The organism is Streptomyces sp. NPDC052114 (genome assembly GCF_040680155.1).
GTDB lineage: Bacteria > Actinomycetota > Actinomycetes > Streptomycetales > Streptomycetaceae > Streptomyces.
Map to the genome: position 1 here is coordinate 580046 of NZ_JBFAWC010000002.1, position 19982 is coordinate 600027.

Consider the following 19982-nt stretch of genomic DNA (forward strand, 5'->3'; position numbering starts at 1 on the left):
AGGGGAACGCGCACCCTTTCGCGTTACGCTCGCGGCGACGAGCAAGGAAAAGGCTCATCGCATCCTCAAGGCCGGAGGAAACATGGCGACGCACGCGATAGTGGTCGGCGAGTACGGCGGACCGGAGGTCCTTGTGCCGACCGGTACGGAGATCCGTGAACCGGGACCGGGGGAGATCCGGGTGACCGTGGAAGCGGCGGGCGTGAACTTCAAGGACGTCTACCAGCGCACGGGCATCTCCGCCGACCCGCCCCCGTTCGTGCCCGGCCTGGAGGGCGCGGGGACGGTCACCGCCCTCGGCGAGGGCGTCACGGATCTCCGCACGGGGCAGCGGGTCGCCTGGGCGGACGCCCCCGGGAGCTACGCGGGCGAGGTGGTGCTGCGCGCCGACCGCGCGGTCCCCGTGCCCGACGCGGTCCCCACCGACATCGCGGCCGCCGCCCTGGCCCAGGGCATGACCGCCCACTTCCTGACGCACTCCACGTACGCGGTGACACCGCGGGACACCGTGCTGGTGCACGCGGCGGCGGGCGGCACCGGCCTGCTGCTCACGCAGGTGGTCACGCACCTCGGCGCCCGCGTCGTGGCCACCGTCTCCACCGCGGAGAAGGAGCGCCTGGCCCGTGGCGCGGGAGCCGACGAGGTGATCCGCTACGACGGGCTGAGCACCGACGAGATCGCCGCCCGGGTCCGCGACGCGACGGGCGGCGAGGGCGTCTCGGTCGTCTACGACGGCGTGGGCGCGGCCACCTTCGAGGCGAGCCTCGCCTCGCTGCGCCCGCGCGGGATGCTGGTGCTGTTCGGTGCCGCCAGTGGCATGGTGCCCCCCTTCGACCTGCAACGGCTCATCGCGGCCGGTTCGCTGTACGTCACCCGGCCGGTCGGCGCCCATTACCTCGCGACGCCCGAGGAACTGCGGGAGCGGGCCGACGCGGTCCTGCGCTGGATCCAGGAGGGCGTGCTCGACATCCGCGTCGGCGGGCGCTATCCGCTGGCGCGGGCCGCGGACGCCCACACCGACCTCGCGGCCCGCCGCACCACGGGAAAGCTCCTCCTGATCCCCTGACCGGGGCACGGCGGCCGGCGCGATAGGGTGCGTCTCCGTGCGCGGAGACGCACCGGCCGCCGCAACCGCCGCGGTCCCGCGCCGAGTTCCGCACGCGACCGCAGACGTGGGTGAGGCTTTCGTGACCGCTGCCGGGGACACCGCCGCCGCGACCGCCGTGGAGGACGACGACGACACCGTCCCGGCCTCCGTCGGGGCGATCCTCGTCGCCAGCTTCCCGCTCTCGCCAGGACAGTGGCTGCCCGCGCACAGCCACACCCACCACCAGTTGGCCTGGGCCCGCAGCGGCGTCCTCGGCATCGGCGTCGCGGACGACTACTGGGTGCTGCCGCCCAACCGGGCGCTGTGGGTGCCGGCCGGGGTCGTGCACCGCACCGGCGCCACCCGTGACGCCGTGCTGTGCAGCCTCTACCTCGACCCGGAGCGCTGCGGACTCGACTGGACGGAGCCCACGCCGGTCGGTGTCGACGGGCTGCTCGCGCACCTGATCGCCTATCTGGGCCGCGACGACCTCGCGGACGACGCGCGGCTGCGGGCCGAGGGCGTCGTGCTGGACGTGCTGGCCCCCTTGCCGGTCACTTCGCTCGACGTGCCGCACCCCAGGGACGACCGCGTGCGCGCCGTGGCCAACGCGCTGCTGCGGGACCCGGCGGACGGCCGCAGCCTGGAGGCGCACGCACGCGCCGTCGGCGTCAGCCGCCGCACCATGACGCGCCTGTTCGTCCAGGACACCGGCATGAACTTCGACCGCTGGCGCACGCATCTGCGGCTGCGGGCCGCGCTGCCGCTGCTCGCCGAGGGGCGTCCCGTCGTCCAGGTCGCCCGCTCCGTGGGGTACACGACGGCGAGTGCGTTCCTCGCGGCGTTCCGGCGGACCTTCGGCACCTCGCCGAGGCGCTACCTCAAGGGCGACCTGGCACCGTTCGGCCCGTCCGGGGACGACGAGGACGAGTGACGGAGCGGCCGGCGAACACCCCCGCGGGGCCGGGGAATTACGCGCCGCCCGGCCCCGTTCTCCAAGAGCAATATGAGTGCTTGACCGGCTACCGGGTGCAGTTTACGTTCAGTACATGACGTTGCAATCGCTCCATTTGCGCTCGCCCGGAGGGGCAATGCACCTCAGTACGCGGCAAATTGAGATTCTTTCTCTCATTGCCAATGGCCATCGGGACAAAGAGATAGCGAAACACCTCGGCATGTCCGTGCGCACGGTCGATTCCCATCTCCAGCGCCTCTACGACCGGTACGGCGTGCGGAGCAGGGCGGCGATCGTCGCCCGCTGGCTGCTGGAGGGCGGTACGCCGCTCGGCATTCCGGTGCGCCAGTAGCGCGCGCCCGGCAGGGCCCCGCGCCGGGCGCGGGGAGTCCGTCCGCTGCCGGTATCGTCGCTGTCTCCGGCGGCGGGAGAGGTGGATGCGGATGGGCGCGCGGCGAGCGGGAGCGGCCGAGGGCGGAACGCGGCCGCGGCGGATGGGCCGTCCGCCGATGGCGGACCGCGAGGCCGTGATCGCGGCGGCCCTGGGCATCGGGTTCTCCGGGCTGTCCATGCCGGCCGTCGGGGAGCGCCTCGGCGTCTCGCACTCGACGCTGTACCGCTACTTCCCCAGCAGGGACGCCCTGGCGGCGGCCGCCGCCGATCACGCCGTCCGCGCGATCGAGTGGCCCGAGGCCGGCGACGACTGGCGGGCCTTCCTCGACGCGACGGCGTGGGCGCACTGGAGTCTGCACGCGGCGAACCCGGGGCTCGCCAAGGAGATCACCGCGCTGCGGCTCACCTGCCCCGCGCTGGTGGACCGGGACAACCGCACCGGCGTCGTCCTGCTCGGTTTCGGATTCGCGCCGCGCGACGCCGCCCTCATCGTGGACATGCTGGCCGAACTCGTCATCCAGGCCTTCCTCGCGGTGCCGCCCGCGCCGCGGAGCGGCGACGGGGGCGAGGACGCGCGCGGCGGTTCCGGCGAACAGTCCGTCGACGCCGTGCAGCGGCGGCGGCGCGAACTGATCGAACCGTGGATGAGCGCCTTCGACCCGCGCCTCGGCCACGTGCTCGCCGAGGCGGTCGCGGGCCCCCCGGCCGACTGGTTCGAGCGCAAGCTGAACCTGTTCCTCCTCGGCGTCGCGGCACTGCCGCACTGACGCGGGACGACCGCGCAGGACCCGGGCCCCGATCCCGGCACGGCCCGGGAGTACGCCCGCCTGACGGCCCGGGATCAGGCGTCTCCTACTTTCTGACAGGCTGTTGTAAAGTGTGCGCCGCTTGGGAGTTGTCCATGTCGACGAGAGTGGGTTCCGGTGAAGGGGTTGACGCCATGAGCGGGGGCCGGACGACCGAAGGCGACGCGCTGCGCGCGGTCCTGCGGCCCGTACGGGGCCGCATCGCGTTCGGAGTGGCGTTACAGGCGCTCGCGGGGATCGCCTCGCTGGGATCGTTCATCGCCATCCATCCGCTCGCCGTCGCGCTGCTGGCGGACGACCCCGACGAGTCGACGGTGTGGTGGACCGTGGGCTTCGCCGCCCTCGCGCTCGTCGTGCGGTTCGTGGCCCAGGCGGTGAGCCATCTCCTCATGCACGACGCGGACATGGAGTTCCAGCTCCGGCTGCGGCGCCGCATCGCCCGCAGGCTCAGCCGGGTGCCGCTGGGCTGGTTCTCCAGCAGGAACAGCGCGACCGTGAAGAAGGCACTCGCCGACGACGTCGACTCCCTGCACTACCTGGTCGCCCACGCCCTGCCGGACCTCACCCTCGCCCTGGTGACACCGGTCGCCGCGCTCGTCTACCTGCTCGCCCTGGACTGGCGGCTCGCCCTGCTCACCCTGGTGACGACCCCGGTGTTCGGCGTGCTGTTCCGCATGACCGGCAAGCGCGGCGGGCGGCAGCACGAACGCCTGGCGGGCGCCGTCGTCGGCATCAACTCCGCGGTCATCGAACTGGTCCAGGGCATCTCCGTGATCAAGGCCTTCGGGCAGCGCGACCGGGCGGGCGCGCGGTTCAGCAAGGCCGTGGACGACTACATGGTCACCTTCACGGCCGTCAAGGGGCCCCTGATGTCGCTGAGTTCGCTCGCGTACGCGTCCGTCAGCCCGGCCGCGATGCTCACCGCCTCCCTCGGGGGCGGCACCCTCTTCGTCGCCGCCGACTGGATGCGGCCCGTCGACGTCCTGCCCTTCGTCCTGCTCGGCCTGGCCGTCACCGCGCCCCTGGTCGTCGTCACCTACGCGCCCCAGGCCTTCGGCCAGGCCCGGCAGGCCGCCGAGCGCGTGAGCGAACTCCTGGCCACACCGGCGCTCGCCGAGCCCGAGCGGCCCCTCACCGCCTCCGGACACGTGACGGAGTTCCGCGGCGTCACCTTCGGGTACGCCGCGGACAGCCCCGTGCTCCACGACATCGACCTCGTCCTCGCACCCGGCACCGTCACCGCGCTGGTGGGACCCTCCGGCGCGGGCAAGTCGACGCTGGCCGCGCTGCTGCCCCGCTTCTTCGACCCGGACCAGGGCTCCGTGCGCATCGGCGGCGTCGACCTGCGCGACATGGCGACCCAAGAGCTCTACCGCCACGTGGCCTTCGTCTTCCAGGACGTACGCCTGCTGCGGGCCACCGTCGCCGACAACATCAGGATGGCCCGCCCGGACGCCACGCTCGCCGAGGTCCAGGCAGCCGCCCGCGCCGCGCGCTGCCACGACCGCGTCCTCGAACTGCCCCGCGGCTACGACTCGGTGGTCGGCGAGGACGCCCTGCTGTCCGGCGGCGAGACCCAACGCATCGCCATCGCACGGGCGTTGCTCGCCGACACCCCCGTCATCGTGCTCGACGAGGCCACCGCGTTCGTCGACCCCGAGGCCGAGGCCGGCATCTACGACGCCCTCTCGGCCCTGATCGAGGGCCGCACCGTGCTGTTCGTCGCGCACCGGCTGCACACCATCGTGGAGGCCGACCAGATCGTCGTCCTGGAGAAGGGCCGCGTCGTGGAACGTGGCACGCACACCGAACTCCTGGCATCCGGACCGGTGTACCGCGGCCTGTGGGAGGCCTACACCGACTCCGGCGCGCGCGGACACGACCACCGTATCGACGCCCCGGAGGCGGCACTGTGATCAGGCAACTCGTCCGCGTCCTCGGCACCGGACAGATCCGCCCCATGCGCGCCCACGCCCTGGCCGTGACCGCCTACGCGGTGCTCCAGGGGGCGGCCTTCGCCCTGCTGGTGCCCGTGCTGCGTGCCCTGCTGGACGACGACGCGGCGGGCGCCGCGCGGTGGTTCGCCGTGCTCGCCGCGGTGACGGTGGCGACCTGCGCCGCGTACTTCGTCCAGGCCAGGCTCGGCTTCACGACCGCCGTGTCCAGCACGGGCGTGCTCTACCGCAGGTTCGGCGACCGCCTCGGACAGCTCAGCGTCGGCTGGTTCTCCAAGGCGCGGCTCGGCATGCTGACGCGGCTCGCCACGGCCGGCGTGGGCGAGATCAACACGCTGTTCGCGCACGCGCTCCAGCCGCTCATCACCTCCGTCGTCAGCCCGCTGACCGTGCTCGTGGTGATGCTGTTCCTCGACTGGCGCCTGGGCCTCGCCATGGCGGCGACGATTCCGTTCCTCTACCTCACCTACCGCTGGTCGACCGCGGCCGTCTCCAGGACCGACGCGGTCGTCGACGAGGCCATCGCCCGGGCCAACGGCCGCATCGTCGAGTTCGCGCAGTCCCAGCCCGTCATCCGCGCCTTCGGCCGCGCGCAGAAGGAGAACGACTGGCTGGACGAGGCGATGGCCGAGCAGCACGACATCGGGCGCCGCAGGCTGCGCAGGACGACCGTCGCGCGCGGCGCCTTCGGCGTGACGGTCCAGCTCTCGGTGACGGCGCTGATCGCCTTCGCCACCGTGCTCGCGCTGCGCGGCACGGTCGACGCCGCGCAGCTCATCGCCCTCGCCGTGCTGCTCGTCCGGTTCAGCGAGCCGGTCGTGGCGCTCAGCGAGGCCGGTGGGGCCCTGCGCATGGTGCGGCACCGGCTGGACCAGATGGACGAGTTGTTCCGCACCCCGTCACTGCCCGAGCCGGTGGAGCCGCGCCGTCCGGCCGACGCCGGCATCGAGCTGTCCGGCGTCCGCTTCGGCTACCACGCGGACGACGGGGACGCCCCGCCGGTGCTCGACGGGCTCGACGTGACGATCGCGCCGTACAGCATGACCGCGCTCGTCGGCCCCTCCGGCTCCGGGAAGACGACCGTGACCCGGCTGATCGCCCGGTTCTGGGACGTCGACGAGGGCTCGGTGCGCATCGGCGGGGTGGACGTGCGCCGGATCAGCGCGGGCGAGCTGACGTCGAACGTCGCCATGGTCTTCCAGGACGTCTATCTGTTCGAGGGCACGATCGAGGAGAACGTACGCGTCGGACGCCCCGACGCGCCCGCCGAGGACGTCGCCGAGGCCGCCCGCCTCGCGCGCGTGGACGAGATCGTCGAGCGGCTGCCCGACGGCTGGAACACGGCGGTGGGAGAAGGCGGCACCGCCCTCTCGGGCGGCGAGCGCCAACGCATCTCGCTGGCCAGGGCCATCGTCAAGCGGGCCCCTGTCCTCATCCTGGACGAGGCCACCTCGGCGCTCGACCCGGTCAACGAGATGGCGATCTCGGACACCGTGCGCGCGCTCAGCGGGCGCTGCACCTTGCTGGTCATCGCCCACCGGCTGCCGACGGTGGTCGCCGCGGACCGGATCCTCGTCCTGGACGGGGGCAGGATCGTCGAGTCGGGCACGCACGAGGAACTGCGCGCGGGCGACGGGGTGTACCGGCGCTTCTGGGAGGAGCGCAGCCGCGTCGAGGGATGGCGCTTCCGCTCGACGGCCGCCGGGGCGCGGTAGCGGGGCGGCCGCGCGGCCCGAGGGTCGCCGCGCACACCAGCGGCCCTGTCCGTGGCGCTCCGCCATGGACAGGGCCGCTGCTGCATGGGGGCCGCGGTCAGTCCGGCACGGAGTCGGCCAGGAAGCGGACGATCGCGTCCTGGGTCTCCGCGGAACGTTCGAGGTGCGGGGAGTGCCCGCAGTCCGGGACCTCGACCCGCCGTACCGGGCCGCCGAGGCCCCGCTCCAGGGCGTCGAGCTGACGCAGTGTGGCGTACTCGTCCCGGTCGCCCTGGATCAGGAGCGTCGGACTCGTGATGCCCGGCAGGCTCTCCTCGATGTTCCAGTCGCGGAACTCCGGGGAGAGCCAGACGTCCGACCAGGCGCCGAAGACGGTGTCGGGGGTGTCGTGGAACCGCGCGAGGCGGCGGGACAGTTCCCCGGCCCCGAAGGCGGCGCGAGCCCTGCGGATCCCCGCGAGGGTCTCCGGCTCGACGAAGACGTGGGGCGCCAGCACGACGGCGGCACCGACGGGGCGCAGGCGCGCGTGCAGCAGCGCGATGGAGGCGCCGTCGCTGTGGCCGACGAGCACCGGTTCGGTCACGGACAGCCGGTCGAGCAGCTCGGGCAGCACCCGCGCCGCCTCGTCGTGCATGTACGTGACGGGGCGTGGGACACGGGCCGGTCCCGAACCGCCGTACCCGTGCCGGGAGTAGACCAGGGCGGGCCGCCCCGTCGCCCGCGCGAGCGCGTCCGGGAAGCGTCCCCACATGGCGACGCACCCGAGGCCCTCGTGCAGGAAGACCAGGGGCCGCAGACCGGCGCGCCCCTCGACGCGCCGGTACTCGACGGGACCGCCACTCAGCTCGATGACCGGCAACGCGTACTCCCTCCACCGCACGTCACCCGCCGAGGCGCCGGCCGTGCGCGGCACTCCCGGGACGACGCGCTCACCAGTCGAAGTTACGGGCGTTGAACATGTTGAATCCCAGGGCTGCCTTGCCCACGTACTCTAGGCACTCGTCCGGCTTGGCCGGCATCACCGAGCAGAAGGCGGCCTCCCGCAGCAGGCGCTCCAGCGGCTCGCTCGCCCGCAGGGAGCCCGAGCCGCAGATGCGCACGGCGTCGAGGGCGAGCCGCGGTGCCAGCTCGCCGACGCAGTACTTCGCCGCGTGCACCGCGGTGTTGGCCTCCAGGCCGCCCTTCTCCTCGTCGACCAGGCGCGCCGCCGAGTACACCAGTGCCCGGGCCGCCTTGAGCTCCACGGCGAGCCTGCCGACCTGGGCCTGGAGGACGGGGGAGGCGCGACGGTGTTCATTGCCCTCCAGCAGCCGCACCACCAGGCGCAGGACGGACTCGGCGATGCCCAGATAGGCGCCCATGTAGCCGGACACCATCCAGTGCGGCTCCCGCATCAGCTTGAACAGCGAGAGCCCCTCGACGCCGAGGAACAGGCGGGCGCGGGGGACGCGGACGTCCCGCAGCGACATCTGCGCGGTCTGCGTGCCGCGCAGCGCCGCGCTGTCCCAGGGCTCGGAGAACGTCACCCCGTCGTCGAGACCCGACACCACGAAGTGCGACACCTCGGCCGCCTCCGACGAGCCTTCCTCCCTGGCCGCCACGACGTAGTAGTCGGCGATACCGGCCAGGGAGACGAAGGACTTGCTGCCGTTGAGCACATAGCCGTCGCCGGCCGCCCGGTACGTGGCCCGCAGCTGCTGGAGCTTGGCGCCGGAGCCGGTCTCGGAGGTCGCCGACGCGAACATCCTGCCGTTCTCGACGACCTCCTTGAAGACCCACTCGCGGAACCGCTCGGCCGCCGCGGGCAGTTCGGACCGGGCCGTCTCGCACAGGGAGCCGATGGCCACGTTGTGCATGTTGAAGCCGAGCGCGGTCGCGCCGTCGCCGATGGCCAGGGTCTCCAGTGCCTTGGTGTACGCGAGGAACGAAAGGCCCTCGCCGCCGGACTCCCAGGGGACCAGCAGCCTCAACAGGCCCGCTTCCCGGAGGAGTCGGTAACTGCCGTGCGGGCCGACGCGGCCGCGGTCGACGCCGGCGGCGACCGCCGACAGCTCGTCCGCGACCGCCCGCACGCGCTTGTCGATGGTTCCGGCATCCTGTGCGTCAATGACTCGCATGGGGTCCTTTTCGTCCGACCGGAAGGGTCAATTCTCGACAGGGAGACCCAGTTCACGGGCGACGGTGACCCGCAACAGGTCGTTGGGGCCCGCGTACGTCGATGCCGCCAGGGGGCTGATCGGATCGGCGCAGAGCCCGGAGTCCTCGATGAAGGAGCGCACTCCGCCGAGCATGGCGGCCTGCTGGGTGAACTTCACGTAGTCCTCGGCGACCGAGATCTTGGTGAGCGCCGCGTCCGAGGCCAGCTGCCGGGGCCGCTCGCCCGCGTCGAGCCGTGCGGCCATCCCGTAGACGAGCTCCCGGGAGCGGTGGAGGGCGAGGGCCATGTCGGCCACCCGTGCCGCCACCAGATGGCTCGACCCCATCCTGCGGCCGAAGTGCTCCCGCGACCTGCACCAGTCGACGGTGCGTTCGAGGACGTTGCGCATGGGGCCGAGCGCGTACGACAGGAGCAGCGCGCGCTCCCAGGCCGTGGTGACGGTCAGCAGCGCGAGGCCCGAGCCCTCCTGGCCCACCAGCCGGTCCGGCGCGAGCCGGACCCCGCCGAACGTGAGCGAGCCCATGGGGACCTCGGTGAGCGCGGTCTTGGGGAAGGGCTCGCTGCGCTTGACCTCCGGCCGGCGCAGGTCGACCAGGAAGGCCGACAGGGCGAAGGGGGTGCGGTCGGCCGAGGTGCGGGCGAACACCAGGCCGACGTCGGCGATCGGAGCCGCGGTGACGAAGGCCTTCATGCCCGTGAGGAGATAGCTGCCGTCCGCCTGGCGCTCGGCCGAGGTGGTCATGGACAGCGGGTCGCTGCCACCGCCCTCCTCGGTCAGCGCGTGGCAGAGCAGCACCTCGCCGCCCGCCACGTCCCCGAGGAGGTCCCGCGCCGGCGCGGACAGTACGGATTGCAGGGGGTACTGGATGCCGAAGCGCTGGGAGGCCAGCGCGTAGCACAGCCCGGCCGGGGCCCCGGCCAGGCCGATGCCCTCGATGCTGGCCAGGGCCGTGGTGACCGGTCCCGGGCCCTCGGCGCGGTCCGCGGCGGGCCGTGGATCCTCGCGCAGCAGGCCCGGAGCCACGAGGGCCTTCCACCGGGCGCGGAAGCCGGCGCCCGCGGTCCCCGCCAGGGCGGACCGCGCGGCCTCCGCCGAGCGTGCGACGACGTCCTCGACCGCGGCGGCGGGTGCGCGTGCCGTCATGACACCGCGCCCTCGTGCCGCGCGGTGCCCTTGACGGTCTCGACGGCCTCCCACAGTGCCGTGGGCGTACGGAAGTTGGCCGCGACGACCGATGTCTCGGGGAACGAGATGCCGGTCCGCTGCTCGACCCGGGCGACGATCCGCATGATGGTCAGGGAGTCCACGAGCCCCGAGATGAGCAGCGGCGTGCCGGGGTCGACCTTCTCGTCGGCGTGTCCGCCGGCTTCGTCGATGATCTCCTGGATCAGTGAGCACAGCTCGTCAACGTTCTTCATGGCCTCTTTCCCGGGTCGGTTCTGCCGAAGCCAGCGCTTCGCGGTCGACTTTCCCCCGCTCCGTCAGCGGAAGGCGTTCCGCCAGGTGGATGCGGTCGGGGAGCATGTGGCGGGGCAGCACGGCGGACAGCTGCTCGCGGAGCTGCCGCTCGGTGGCGCCGTCCGCGGCGACGTGGAGCCTCAGCTCGCCGCCCGTGGCGCCGTCCGGGGCCCAGACCGCCGCGCAGGTGCGCACGGAGGGGAACTCCTGGACGACGCTCTCGATGTCCTGGAGGTCGATGCGGTGGCCCCGCCGCTTGATCTGGTGGTCTCTTCGCCCGCGCAGATGGATCCTGCCGTCCTCGCCGTAGTGGCCGAGGTCGCCGGTGAGGTACGCGGGGCGCGTGCGGCCGTCGGCCAGGTGGATCGGCGAGGTGAGCGGGCGGTGCCGGCCGTTCTCCAGATATCCGAGGGCCACTGTCGGGCCCGAGACGGCGATCTCTCCCGCGTCGGAGGTGACGCGGTGGTCGTCGTCGACGAGCTCGACCCGGACCCCGGCTATCTCCTTGCCGATGGACAGCCCGTCGGAGGCCGACCAGCCGGGCGGCACCCTCTCGAAGGTGCACACGTTCGTCTCGGTCGGGCCGTAGAGGTTGTAGAACTCCGCCGCCTCGAACAGGCTCCGGTACTTTTCGAGGTCGCCGACCGGGAAGGGCTCTCCCGCGAAGGCGATGACGCGCAGGTCGGGCAGGGGAGCGGTGCCGATGCCGCCCTGGTGGAGCAGGGCCTGGTAGAGCGTGGGGACCGCGTAGAAGGCGGAGACGCGCTCGGTGCGCAGCCAGTTCACCACGTCCTGGGGGAAGGCCTTGAGGGGCTCGGGGAGCAGGACGAGGCACGCGCCCGACAGGGCGCTGCCAAAGATGTCGAACGTGCTCAGGTCGAACGTCAGTGAGGCCTGGGAACCGACCCTGTCCGAGAACTTGAGCCCGAACTGATCCACGGTCCACCGGGCGAAGTGCAGGACGTTCTCGTGCGACAGGAGCACGCCCTTGGGCCAGCCGGTGCTGCCCGAGGTGAACAGCAGGTACCCGCCGTCGCCGCCCTCGGCCGGCGGCGGGCCGGGCGGGCGAAGGGGAAGGAGGCCAAGACCGGGGACGAGCGCCCCGGCCTCACCGGGGCCCTGACCGGTGAACTCCCCGACGCGGAGGGCCGACGCGGCGGTGCGGTCCGTGGTGACGAGGAAGCCGAGGGCGGCGTTGACGGCCATCCGGGCCGTCCGCTCGGCGGGGACCTTCACGTCGAGCGGCGCCGCGACGGCTCCGCACCGCAGGGCGGCGTACACGGCGACCAGCGCGTCCGTGCCTTTGGGCACGTACACGCCGACGCGGTGACCGGGGCGCACCCCCGCGGCCCGGAGGCGGGCGGCGAGCTCGCGGACCCGTGTCTCCAACTCCCGGTAGGTGAGACCCTGTTCGCCGTCCGTCACGGCGTCCCGGTCGGGGTGGTCGTCCGCGGCGCCCGCCAGGACCGCGTCGAGCGGGCCCCAGGGGCCGGTCCGGCTCATGCGGGCAGTCCGCTCTCGCCCTGCTCGGCCCTGATCCGCGCGGCCAGCACCTTCTTGTCCATCTTCCCGACGGGCGTCAGCGGCATCACGTCGAGGATCCGCACCTCGTCGGGCGCCTTGTAGGCGGCCACGCCGCGCTCGTGGAGGAAGGCGGCGAGCGCCTTGCGGTCCGGCGCGGGGCCGCCGTCCAGGACGAGGAAGGCGACGGAGCGCTCGCCGAGGTCCGGGTCGGGCGCGGGCAGCAGCGCGGCGGACCGGATCACGGGGTGGGCGAGGAGATGGCCCTCGACCTCGGTCGCGGGGATCTTCTCGCCGCCGCGGTTGATCTGGTCCTTGGAGCGGCCCACCACGACGAGATGACCGGTCGGCCGGCGGCGCACGCGGTCACCGGAGCGGTAGAAGCCGTCGTGGGTGAAGCTCTTCGCGTTGTGCTCGTCGGCGTGGTAGTAGCCGCGCAGGGTGTACGGGCCGCGGACGAGCAGCTCGCCCTCCTCGCCGTCCGGCACCTCCTGGTCGTCGGGCCCGGCCACGCGGACCTCGTCGGCCCCGGAGATCGGCCTGCCCTGGGTGGTGGTGATGATGTCCGTCGGGTCGGAGAGCCGGGTCAGGCACAGCAGCCCTTCGGCCATGCCGAACACCTGCTGGATCACGCACCCGAACTCGGCGACCATCCGCGCGGCCGTCTCGTCGGCGAGCCGGGCGCTGCCGACCTGGAGGACCCGCAGGCTGGAGAGGTCGGCGTCGGTCGCGGCCGCCTCGTCCAGCCAGACCGGGGCGAGCTGGGGATTGATGGCGGCGATCGTGACGCCCTCGCGTTCGACGAGGTCGAAGCAGTAGCCCGGGTCCGGGTTGCTCGCGAGCACGACCCGCCCGCCGGCACTCAGCGCGCCCAGCACGCCGGGGCAGTTCATCGTGTAGTTGAACGCCACGGGCAGCGCCGCCAGATACACCGAGCCCTCGGTCATCTCGCAGACCTCGCCGGCCGCCCGCCCGTTGTAGAGGTAGTCGTCGTGCGTGCGGGGGATGAGCTTGGGCAGTCCAGTGGTGCCGCCGGAGAGCAGCAGCAGGGCCGCGTCGCCGCCCGCCGCCCGTGAGGTGATGGCGGGGCCCGTCGCGGGCGCGCCCGCCGTGAGGTCGTCGTAGGAGGTGAAGCCGGTACCGGTACCCGGGTCGCCGACCACGATGACGTGCTTGAGCGCGGGGCTCACCGACCGCACCTCGGCGGCCAGTTCGCGGTGGTCGAAGCCGGCGTGCACATCGGGGATGACGTAGGCGGCGGCCTCCGCGTGCTGCGCGAGGTGCACCATCTCGCTCCTGCGGTGACCCGGCTGGGTGTGCACCGGGATCGCGCCGACCTTCATCAGCGCGAACCAGAGCAGCAGGAACTCGGCGCGGTTGGGCAGCTGGAGCAGGACGCGGTCGTCGGCACCGAGGCCGAGGCCGCGCAGCCCATGAGCCAAGTGGTCCGTCCGCTCGTCGAGTTCGGCGTACGTCAGACGCGTCCGGTCGTCGACGAGGGCGACGCGGTCGCCGTGGGCACGGGCGCGGGCGGTGAGGAAGTGGGCGAAGGTGTCCCCTCGCCAGTAGCCCGCGGCTCGATACTTCTCGACGTCCGCACCGGGCCAAGGGGTCATGTCGATGGCCATGGGGAGGGCCCCTTTCTTTCGTGCGACTCCGGACTGCGCATGCGTTCCCCGCGAATCTCTCGGCAGAGGGAAATCAAATCCTCTGCCGCCGGGCGATCCGAATGGCCGGAAGAGGGAATGTGCGGCGAATTTCGAATTACCTTTTTCATGGCGCCGATCGACAGTAACGCACCCGTGTCGGCAAGGTCAATGCCCGTACTGAGCAGGCAACTTGCGAGGGATGGGCGCTGCGGCGTGACGGGCTGCGGGAACTGCTGAAGGGTAATCACCGTGGGGAAAAATACCGTAGGTGAAAGGCTGCGGTAAAAACCCTTAGGTGAATACTCGTGCAGAGTCGAGAGGTCCCCTTCAATTGGTTGACAGTGTGATTGGAGGGATCGTAAATTGGCGATCCCGGACCGCCGTGACTGGTGAAATGAAAGCGCATCGGCGCCCCTTGGGCGGATGCACGGAACTGCTTCTTCATCGGCGGCCGGCAGTGACAGTGACGCCCGCCCGACGGCTCCCGCCCAGGGCCACTCGGCGCTGCCTGAAACCTGCCAACCCGAGCCGACCATCGGAGGAGCGACCGTGGGAGACGTTGTGTTGGGCCGAGAAGAGATCCGCGCGCTGGTGGCCGGCGAGCTCGATCTGGATCCCGCAGAGATCGGCATGGACGACAACCTGGTCACGCTGGGTCTGCACTCGATGCGGATGATCAAGATCGCCGCCGGGCTGCGGCGCAAGGGCATCCGCGTCAACTTCTCCGAACTCGCCCTGTGCCCCTCGGTCCAGGCCTGGACCGACCTGGTGACCGAACGCTCCGGCGGCCAGGGCGCGGCCCGCCCGAAGCCCGCACCGCAGGCCCCGCGGCAGGACGAGCGCCCCTCGGACAGCGAGCCCTTCGGCCTGGCGACCATGCAGCACGGCTACTGGATCGGCAGCAAGGACGAGCAGGCCCTCGGCGGAGTCGCCTCCCATCTGTACGCGGAGTTCGACGGCGAGGACGTGGACCCCGATCGCCTGGGACAGGCCGTGGCCGCGCTGGTCCGCCGTCACGGAATGCTGCGCAGCCAGTTCCTGGAGGACGGGACCCAGCGGGTCCTCGACGCGCCCGGCGTCCCCGTCTGGTCCGTCACGGACCTGCGGGACGAGGCACCGGCCGACGTGGACAAGGCCCTGGAGCGGATCCGCCAGGAGAAGACGCACCAGCGCATGCGGACCGACCTCGGCCAGCTGGTCGACATCTCCCTGACCCTGCTGCCCGGCGGCCGGACCCGGCTGCACGCGGACGTCGACATGATGGCCGCCGACGCCCTGAGCTACCGCATCCTGCTCGCCGACCTCGCGGAGTTCTACACCAGCGGGGCGAGCGACCTCGGGACACTGTCGTACAACTTCCGCGACTACCTGACCGACTACCACGAGGTCAACGCCCCGGCGCACCGCCGCGAGCAGGAGTGGTGGCGCGAGGTCCTCCCACAGCTGCCCGGCGCCCCCGCGCTGCCCCTGGTCCCCGAGTCGGAGCAGGAGGACCCGCTCCACAGCGTCCGCTACGAGCACTGGCTCGACCCGGAGAGCAAGCGGCGGCTCATCGAGCGGGCGCGCAGGAACGGCGTCACCCCCGCCACGGTCCTCGCCTCGGTCTTCGCCGAGATCGTCGGCCAGTGGTCGAGCGAGCAGCGGTTCCTGCTCAACCTGCCGCTGTTCAACCGCGAACCCCTCCACCCCGACGTGGAGAAGCTGGTCGGCGACTTCAGCAGCTCCGTGCTCATCGACGTCGACGTCACCGGCTCCTCGACCACGCTCGAACGCGCCAGGGAGTTCCAGCACACCCTGCACACCAGGGCCTCGCACGCCGCCTACCCCGGCCTCGACGTCCTGCGCGACCTGGGCCGGCTGCGCGGTGAGCCCGTCCTCGCCTCCGTCGTCTACACCAGCGGCCTCGACCTCGGCGAGCTGTTCCGCGACAGCGTCATCGACGCGTTCGGTGAGCCCGCGTGGATCATCTCCCAGGGGCCGCAGGTCGTGCTCGACGCCCAGGTGGTGGAGTTGCGGGGCGGCCTCCTGCTCAACTGGGACGTACGCGAGCACGCCTTCCCCGACGGGATGATGGACGCGATGTTCCGGCGCCACCGGGAGATGATCGACGAGCTCCTCGGCGACGACGACAACTGGGACCGGATCCTGCACGAGGGACTCCCGCCGGAGCAGCGAGACGTCCGCACGAAGGTCAACAGCGTCGAACGGCCGGTGCCGGACGGGCTGCTGCACGGCGGCTTCTTCGCCCACGCGGCTGCCACACCGGATGCGAAGGCACTGCTGTGGGGCACCGAAGGAGCCTTGTCCTACGCCGAGTTGGGTGATCGGGCCCTGCGGATCGCGGGCGCGCTCACCGCCCGCGGAGTGCGCCCCGGGGACACGGTCTCCGTCCACCTCCCCAAGGGCCCCGACCAGATCGCCGCGGTGCTGGGCGTCCTCGCCGCCGGCGCCTGCTACGTCCCCATCGGCATCGAACAGCCCGCCGCGCGCCGCGCGCAGATCGAGAAGGCGGGCGGTGTCGTCCTGACGCTCTGCGCGGACGACACCGACGCGGACGCGGGCCGGGCCCTGGGCATCGGGGAGGCCGTACGCTGCGACACCCCCCTGACGGCCCCGGTCGCCGTGGACCCCGACGAGACCGCGTACGTCATCTTCACCTCCGGCTCCACCGGCACCCCCAAGGGCGTGGAGATGTGCCACCGGGCCGCGCTCAACACCATCGAGGACATCAACGAACGCTTCGGCGTCACCGCCGAGGACCGCGTCCTCGCCGTGTCCGCCCTGGACTTCGACCTGTCGGTCTGGGACATCTTCGGGATGCTGGGCGCGGGCGGCGCGCTCGTCCTGGTCGAGGAGTCCGACCGCCGTGACGCGCAGCAGTGGCTGAACCTGTGCCGCACGCACCGGGTCACGGTGTGGGACACCGTGCCCGCCCTGATGGAGATGCTCCTGACGACGGCCGGGACCGAGCCGCTGCCCGACTCGCTGCGCCTCGCGTTCCTCTCCGGCGACTGGATCGGCGTCGACCTGCCGGGCGCCCTGCGCGACGCGTCGGGCGGGCGGTGCGCGCTCGTGGGGATGGGCGGCGCCACCGAGGCCGGCATCTGGTCCAACTTCCACGAGGTCACGGCCGTCCCCGGGCACTGGCGGTCCATCCCGTACGGCACGCCGCTGGGCAACCAGCGCTTCCGGGTGGTCGACGCCCGGGGCCGGGACTGCCCCGACTGGGTCCCCGGCGAGCTGTGGATCGGCGGCCGCAGCGTGGCCGAAGGCTACCGCAACGACCCCGAACGCACCGCCGATCGCTTCGTCACCCACGACGGGGAGCGCTGGTACCGCACGGGCGACATGGGCCGCTACTGGCCCGACGGGACCCTGGAGTTCCTGGGCCGCCGCGACAACCAGGTCAAGCTGCGCGGCTACCGCATCGAGCTCGGCGAGGTCGAGGCGGCGCTGCGGGCCGTGCCCGCCGTGCACCACGCCGTGGCCGAAGTGGTCGGCAGGACCTCGCAGAAGCTGATCGCCGCGATCACCCTGTCCGCGGAGACCGACGAGACGGCGGTCCTGGACGCCGTGGCCGACCTGCTGCCGCCCCACATGATCCCCGAACGGCTCGACATCCTGGCGGAGTTCCCCCTGACCGCGAACGGCAAGCTCGACCGCAAGGCGGTCGGCGCCGTCCTGCGGGCCGGCGCCCCGCCCGAGGCGCCCCACGTCGGACCGGCCGACGACCTGGAGGCCGTGCTCGCGGAGATCGTGCGGACGGTGCTCGGCGGCGGACCGGTCAGCGTCGAGGACGACTTCTTCGCCTTCGGCGGCGACTCCGTCCTCGCGACCGAGGCCATCGCCCGGATCCGGGAGTGGCTCGACACCACCGAACCGAAGGTGGCCGACCTGTTCGCCGCCCGGACCGTGCGCGCCCTGGCCGTACGCCTGGCCGCGAAGCAGAGCGTGCCGGGCCGCATCGAACAGGCCGCCGCGATCTACCGCGAGGTCGCCTCGATGACCGACGAGGAACTCCGGGCCGCAGCGGGGTCCGCGGACCGGTGACCCCCTCCGGCCCCGCACTCCCCGACCTTGCTTCCACCTGACCGACCGTCATACCGAAGGGACAGGCACCGTGGCAGAGGCGAAGGAATTCGCGCTTCCCTATGAGGCACAGGACCCGAACGACGTCCTGAAGGCGTTCGCCGCCAACAGGGCGTTCCGCGCGGCGGAATGGGACGAGCTCACGACGGAGGGAAACCCCTACCGGCGCCCGGTCAGGCCCGACGACCTCGCCTGGCTCGACTACAGCCGCCCACTGCCCGTGGCCGACGTACTGAAGCTGAGCGGCTTCCTCGGCCACCGCATGCTGCGCAACGTGTACGACATCGACTCCCTCTACCTGCCCCCGGAGGACGTCGCCACCGTCGCGTCCGACCAGGAGGCCTTCTACTCCCGGCGCAACCGCGAACTCAGCGCGCTCGCCAAGCCGGTGCTCGAACAGCATCTCTTCTCCCTCCTCGACGGAGAGCGGACGCCGCTGCGCACGCCGACCCGCGCCGCACTCGAACAGCACGTCGTCGACTTCTTCGAGGAGCGCAGCGCCCGCCCGCACCAGGGCATCGACGCGGTCCTGCAGACCAAGGACAAGCGCGCGGCCGCGACCTTCCTGCTGCTGCAGCTGAGCGCCTTCACCCCCGCCATGAACACGGCCGTGGGCCGGGCCGCGATCGGCGAGTACGACCTCGCCCACGGCGCCCTGCGCCCGCTCCTGGTCGACCAGTACCGCGACTGGGTCGCCGACTCGGCCGACTACACGAAGCTGCTGGCCGGCGCCGGGCTCAAGACCGCCGCCGCCGCGTACTGGCAGCTGTACCTGAACTCCTCGCTGGCGCGGGGCAACTACCTCCACCACGTCTCCGCCGACCGCGGACAGTTCTTCGCCTTCCTCGGCGCGCTGATGCACAAGAAGGTCGACGAAGCCCTCCACCGCGAGCGGCTGCGGGCCGTCCTCGCGGAGTGCCTGGAGACCGAGACGGCCTACTTCGAGAACGGCTACGTGGTCACCGAGGCCGGCCTGCGGACCCGGGTGGACCAGATGCTCGCCCCGTTCATCGAGCGGTACGGCGAGCAGGTCGTCGTCGAGGGATTCCACCGCGGATTCGCGGACGCCGCCTGGTACGCGGACCTGTGGGAGCGGGACCTGTGGGAGCAGGTCACCTGGGCCGACAGCATCGGCGAGTACCAGGACAAGGCGCGGCGGATCCACAAGTACCTGGAGGACGAGCGCATCGAGATCGACCTCGACACGTTCGTCGAGTCCTGGGAGGAGACCTCCACCACGCATGTGCACGACGAGCACCGCCTCGTCGTGATCGAGGCCGGCCAGATGCACTTCTGGAACAACGTGACGCACAAGATCGAGCTGCACCAGGGGGACAAGGTCCTGATCCCGGTGTCCCGGCTGCACGGCTCGACCGTGCTGTCCGGCGAGTGCACGTACCACCAGCCGATCATCCCCGACGACCTGCTGAACAGGATCGGAGTGAGCTGATGCTGTCGACGCGAGCTGACTCGGCCGCACGGGAGCTGGCCCCCCAGGTGATAGGCGACCTGCCGGAGTGGGGCGTCCCCTACGCGAGGGACCTGCTGGGGACCCTGACCTCCACGGAGGCGCCCTTCCCGTGCACGTTCGCGGTGTCCGCGGCGAAGAAGTCGGGGCTCCGGTTCGGATTCATCGACGACGAGAACGACCGGCGCGGCTGGGCGGCCCTGCCGGACATCATCCGCACGTATCTGTCGGTCTACCGGAGCATCTCCAGGGAGACCTCCCTCATCGTGCTCTTCCGGCCCGGACAGGAAGAGGCCGGCAAGGTCGGCGACTACTACCAGAAGTTCTGGGAGGTGCTCCAGTTCCTGCACGAGCAGGACACCGAGACCTGGCCGGCGGAGATACCCCGGGACACCGACGACAAGCACTGGGAGTTCAGCTTCGGCGGCACCCCCATCTTCGTCGTGTGCAACACGCCCGCGCACACGTCCCGCAGAAGCAGGTCGAACCCCTGCTTCATGATCACCTTCCAGCCCCGTTGGGTCTTCGAGGAGCTCGACCCCAGCACCTCGCGGGGCTGGGCCGCCCGGCGCGTCATCCGCAACCGGCTGCGGGCCTTCGACGGCGGTGAGCCCTCGCCCGAACTCGGCAACTACGGCGACGCCGACAACCGCGAATGGCGCCAGTACTTCCTCTTCGACGACGACGAGGCGAAGGCGCCCGCGTGTCCGTTCCGCCACACCTGACG

Annotated in this window: 15 protein-coding genes; 9 read left to right on the plus strand and 6 right to left on the minus strand. The window is 72.0% G+C overall.

What is annotated here, in order from left to right; translation table 11 throughout:
- The first annotated feature begins 82 nt into the window (after positions 1-82).
- The 6 genes from AB0L89_RS06275 (at position 83) to AB0L89_RS06300 (ending at position 6911) form a co-directional block, all read left to right on the plus strand.
- Positions 83-1066 (plus strand): quinone oxidoreductase, encoded by a 984-nt coding sequence (locus AB0L89_RS06275; RefSeq protein ID WP_365135121.1) that lies wholly within the window; start codon positions 83-85, stop codon positions 1064-1066.
- A 121-nt stretch (positions 1067-1187) separates the two neighbouring features.
- Positions 1188-2021 (plus strand): helix-turn-helix transcriptional regulator, encoded by an 834-nt coding sequence (locus AB0L89_RS06280; protein WP_365135124.1) that lies wholly within the window; start codon positions 1188-1190, stop codon positions 2019-2021.
- Between the two features lie 157 nt (positions 2022-2178).
- Positions 2179-2394, plus strand: coding sequence for a helix-turn-helix transcriptional regulator (locus AB0L89_RS06285; protein WP_365135614.1), 216 nt, complete (start codon positions 2179-2181; stop codon positions 2392-2394).
- Between the two features lie 91 nt (positions 2395-2485).
- Positions 2486-3202, plus strand: coding sequence for a helix-turn-helix domain-containing protein (locus AB0L89_RS06290; RefSeq protein WP_365135127.1), 717 nt, complete (start codon positions 2486-2488; stop codon positions 3200-3202).
- Between the two features lie 173 nt (positions 3203-3375).
- Positions 3376-5157 (plus strand): ABC transporter ATP-binding protein, encoded by a 1782-nt coding sequence (locus AB0L89_RS06295; protein WP_365135130.1) that lies wholly within the window; start codon positions 3376-3378, stop codon positions 5155-5157.
- Positions 5154-6911 (plus strand): ABC transporter ATP-binding protein, encoded by a 1758-nt coding sequence (locus AB0L89_RS06300; protein ID WP_365135132.1) that lies wholly within the window; start codon positions 5154-5156, stop codon positions 6909-6911. The genes AB0L89_RS06295 and AB0L89_RS06300 overlap by 4 nt, the downstream gene beginning before the upstream one ends.
- A 97-nt stretch (positions 6912-7008) precedes the next feature.
- Here AB0L89_RS06300 and AB0L89_RS06305 read toward each other — a convergent pair whose 3' ends face one another.
- The 6 genes from AB0L89_RS06305 to AB0L89_RS06330 all read right to left on the minus strand — a co-directional run bounded on the left by AB0L89_RS06305 (position 7009) and on the right by AB0L89_RS06330 (position 13677).
- Positions 7009-7770, minus strand: coding sequence for an alpha/beta hydrolase (locus AB0L89_RS06305; protein WP_365135135.1), 762 nt, complete (start codon positions 7768-7770; stop codon positions 7009-7011).
- Between the two features lie 70 nt (positions 7771-7840).
- The gene (locus AB0L89_RS06310; protein WP_365135138.1) at positions 7841-9028 is read right to left on the minus strand and encodes an acyl-CoA dehydrogenase family protein; all 1188 of its coding nucleotides are present in this window, start codon (positions 9026-9028) and stop codon (positions 7841-7843) included.
- Positions 9029-9055: 27 nt separating this feature from the next.
- Positions 9056-10213, minus strand: a complete 1158-nt coding sequence (locus AB0L89_RS06315; protein ID WP_365135141.1) for an acyl-CoA dehydrogenase — start codon at positions 10211-10213, stop codon at positions 9056-9058.
- Positions 10210-10488, minus strand: a complete 279-nt coding sequence (locus AB0L89_RS06320) for an acyl carrier protein (protein ID WP_365135144.1) — start codon at positions 10486-10488, stop codon at positions 10210-10212. The genes AB0L89_RS06315 and AB0L89_RS06320 overlap by 4 nt, the downstream gene beginning before the upstream one ends.
- Entirely contained in the window at positions 10475-12031 is a 1557-nt protein-coding gene (locus AB0L89_RS06325) for an amino acid adenylation domain-containing protein (protein WP_365135147.1), read from the minus strand. The genes AB0L89_RS06320 and AB0L89_RS06325 overlap by 14 nt, the downstream gene beginning before the upstream one ends.
- Entirely contained in the window at positions 12028-13677 is a 1650-nt protein-coding gene (locus AB0L89_RS06330; RefSeq protein ID WP_365135150.1) for an AMP-binding protein, read from the minus strand. The genes AB0L89_RS06325 and AB0L89_RS06330 overlap by 4 nt, the downstream gene beginning before the upstream one ends.
- Before the next feature lie 570 nt (positions 13678-14247).
- Between AB0L89_RS06330 and AB0L89_RS06335 the strand changes: the two genes are divergently transcribed.
- The 3 genes from AB0L89_RS06335 to AB0L89_RS06345 all read left to right on the plus strand — a co-directional run bounded on the left by AB0L89_RS06335 (position 14248) and on the right by AB0L89_RS06345 (position 19980).
- A complete protein-coding gene (locus AB0L89_RS06335; protein ID WP_365135153.1) occupies positions 14248-17748 on the plus strand; it encodes an amino acid adenylation domain-containing protein in 3501 nt (1166 codons plus the stop codon).
- A gap of 70 nt (positions 17749-17818) precedes the next feature.
- On the plus strand, positions 17819-19237 hold the full coding sequence (locus tag AB0L89_RS06340) for a hypothetical protein (protein WP_365135156.1): 1419 nt from the start codon (positions 17819-17821) through the stop codon (positions 19235-19237).
- On the plus strand, positions 19237-19980 hold the full coding sequence (locus AB0L89_RS06345; RefSeq protein WP_365135159.1) for a YqcI/YcgG family protein: 744 nt from the start codon (positions 19237-19239) through the stop codon (positions 19978-19980). The genes AB0L89_RS06340 and AB0L89_RS06345 overlap by 1 nt, the downstream gene beginning before the upstream one ends.
- Positions 19981-19982 lie beyond the last annotated feature (2 nt).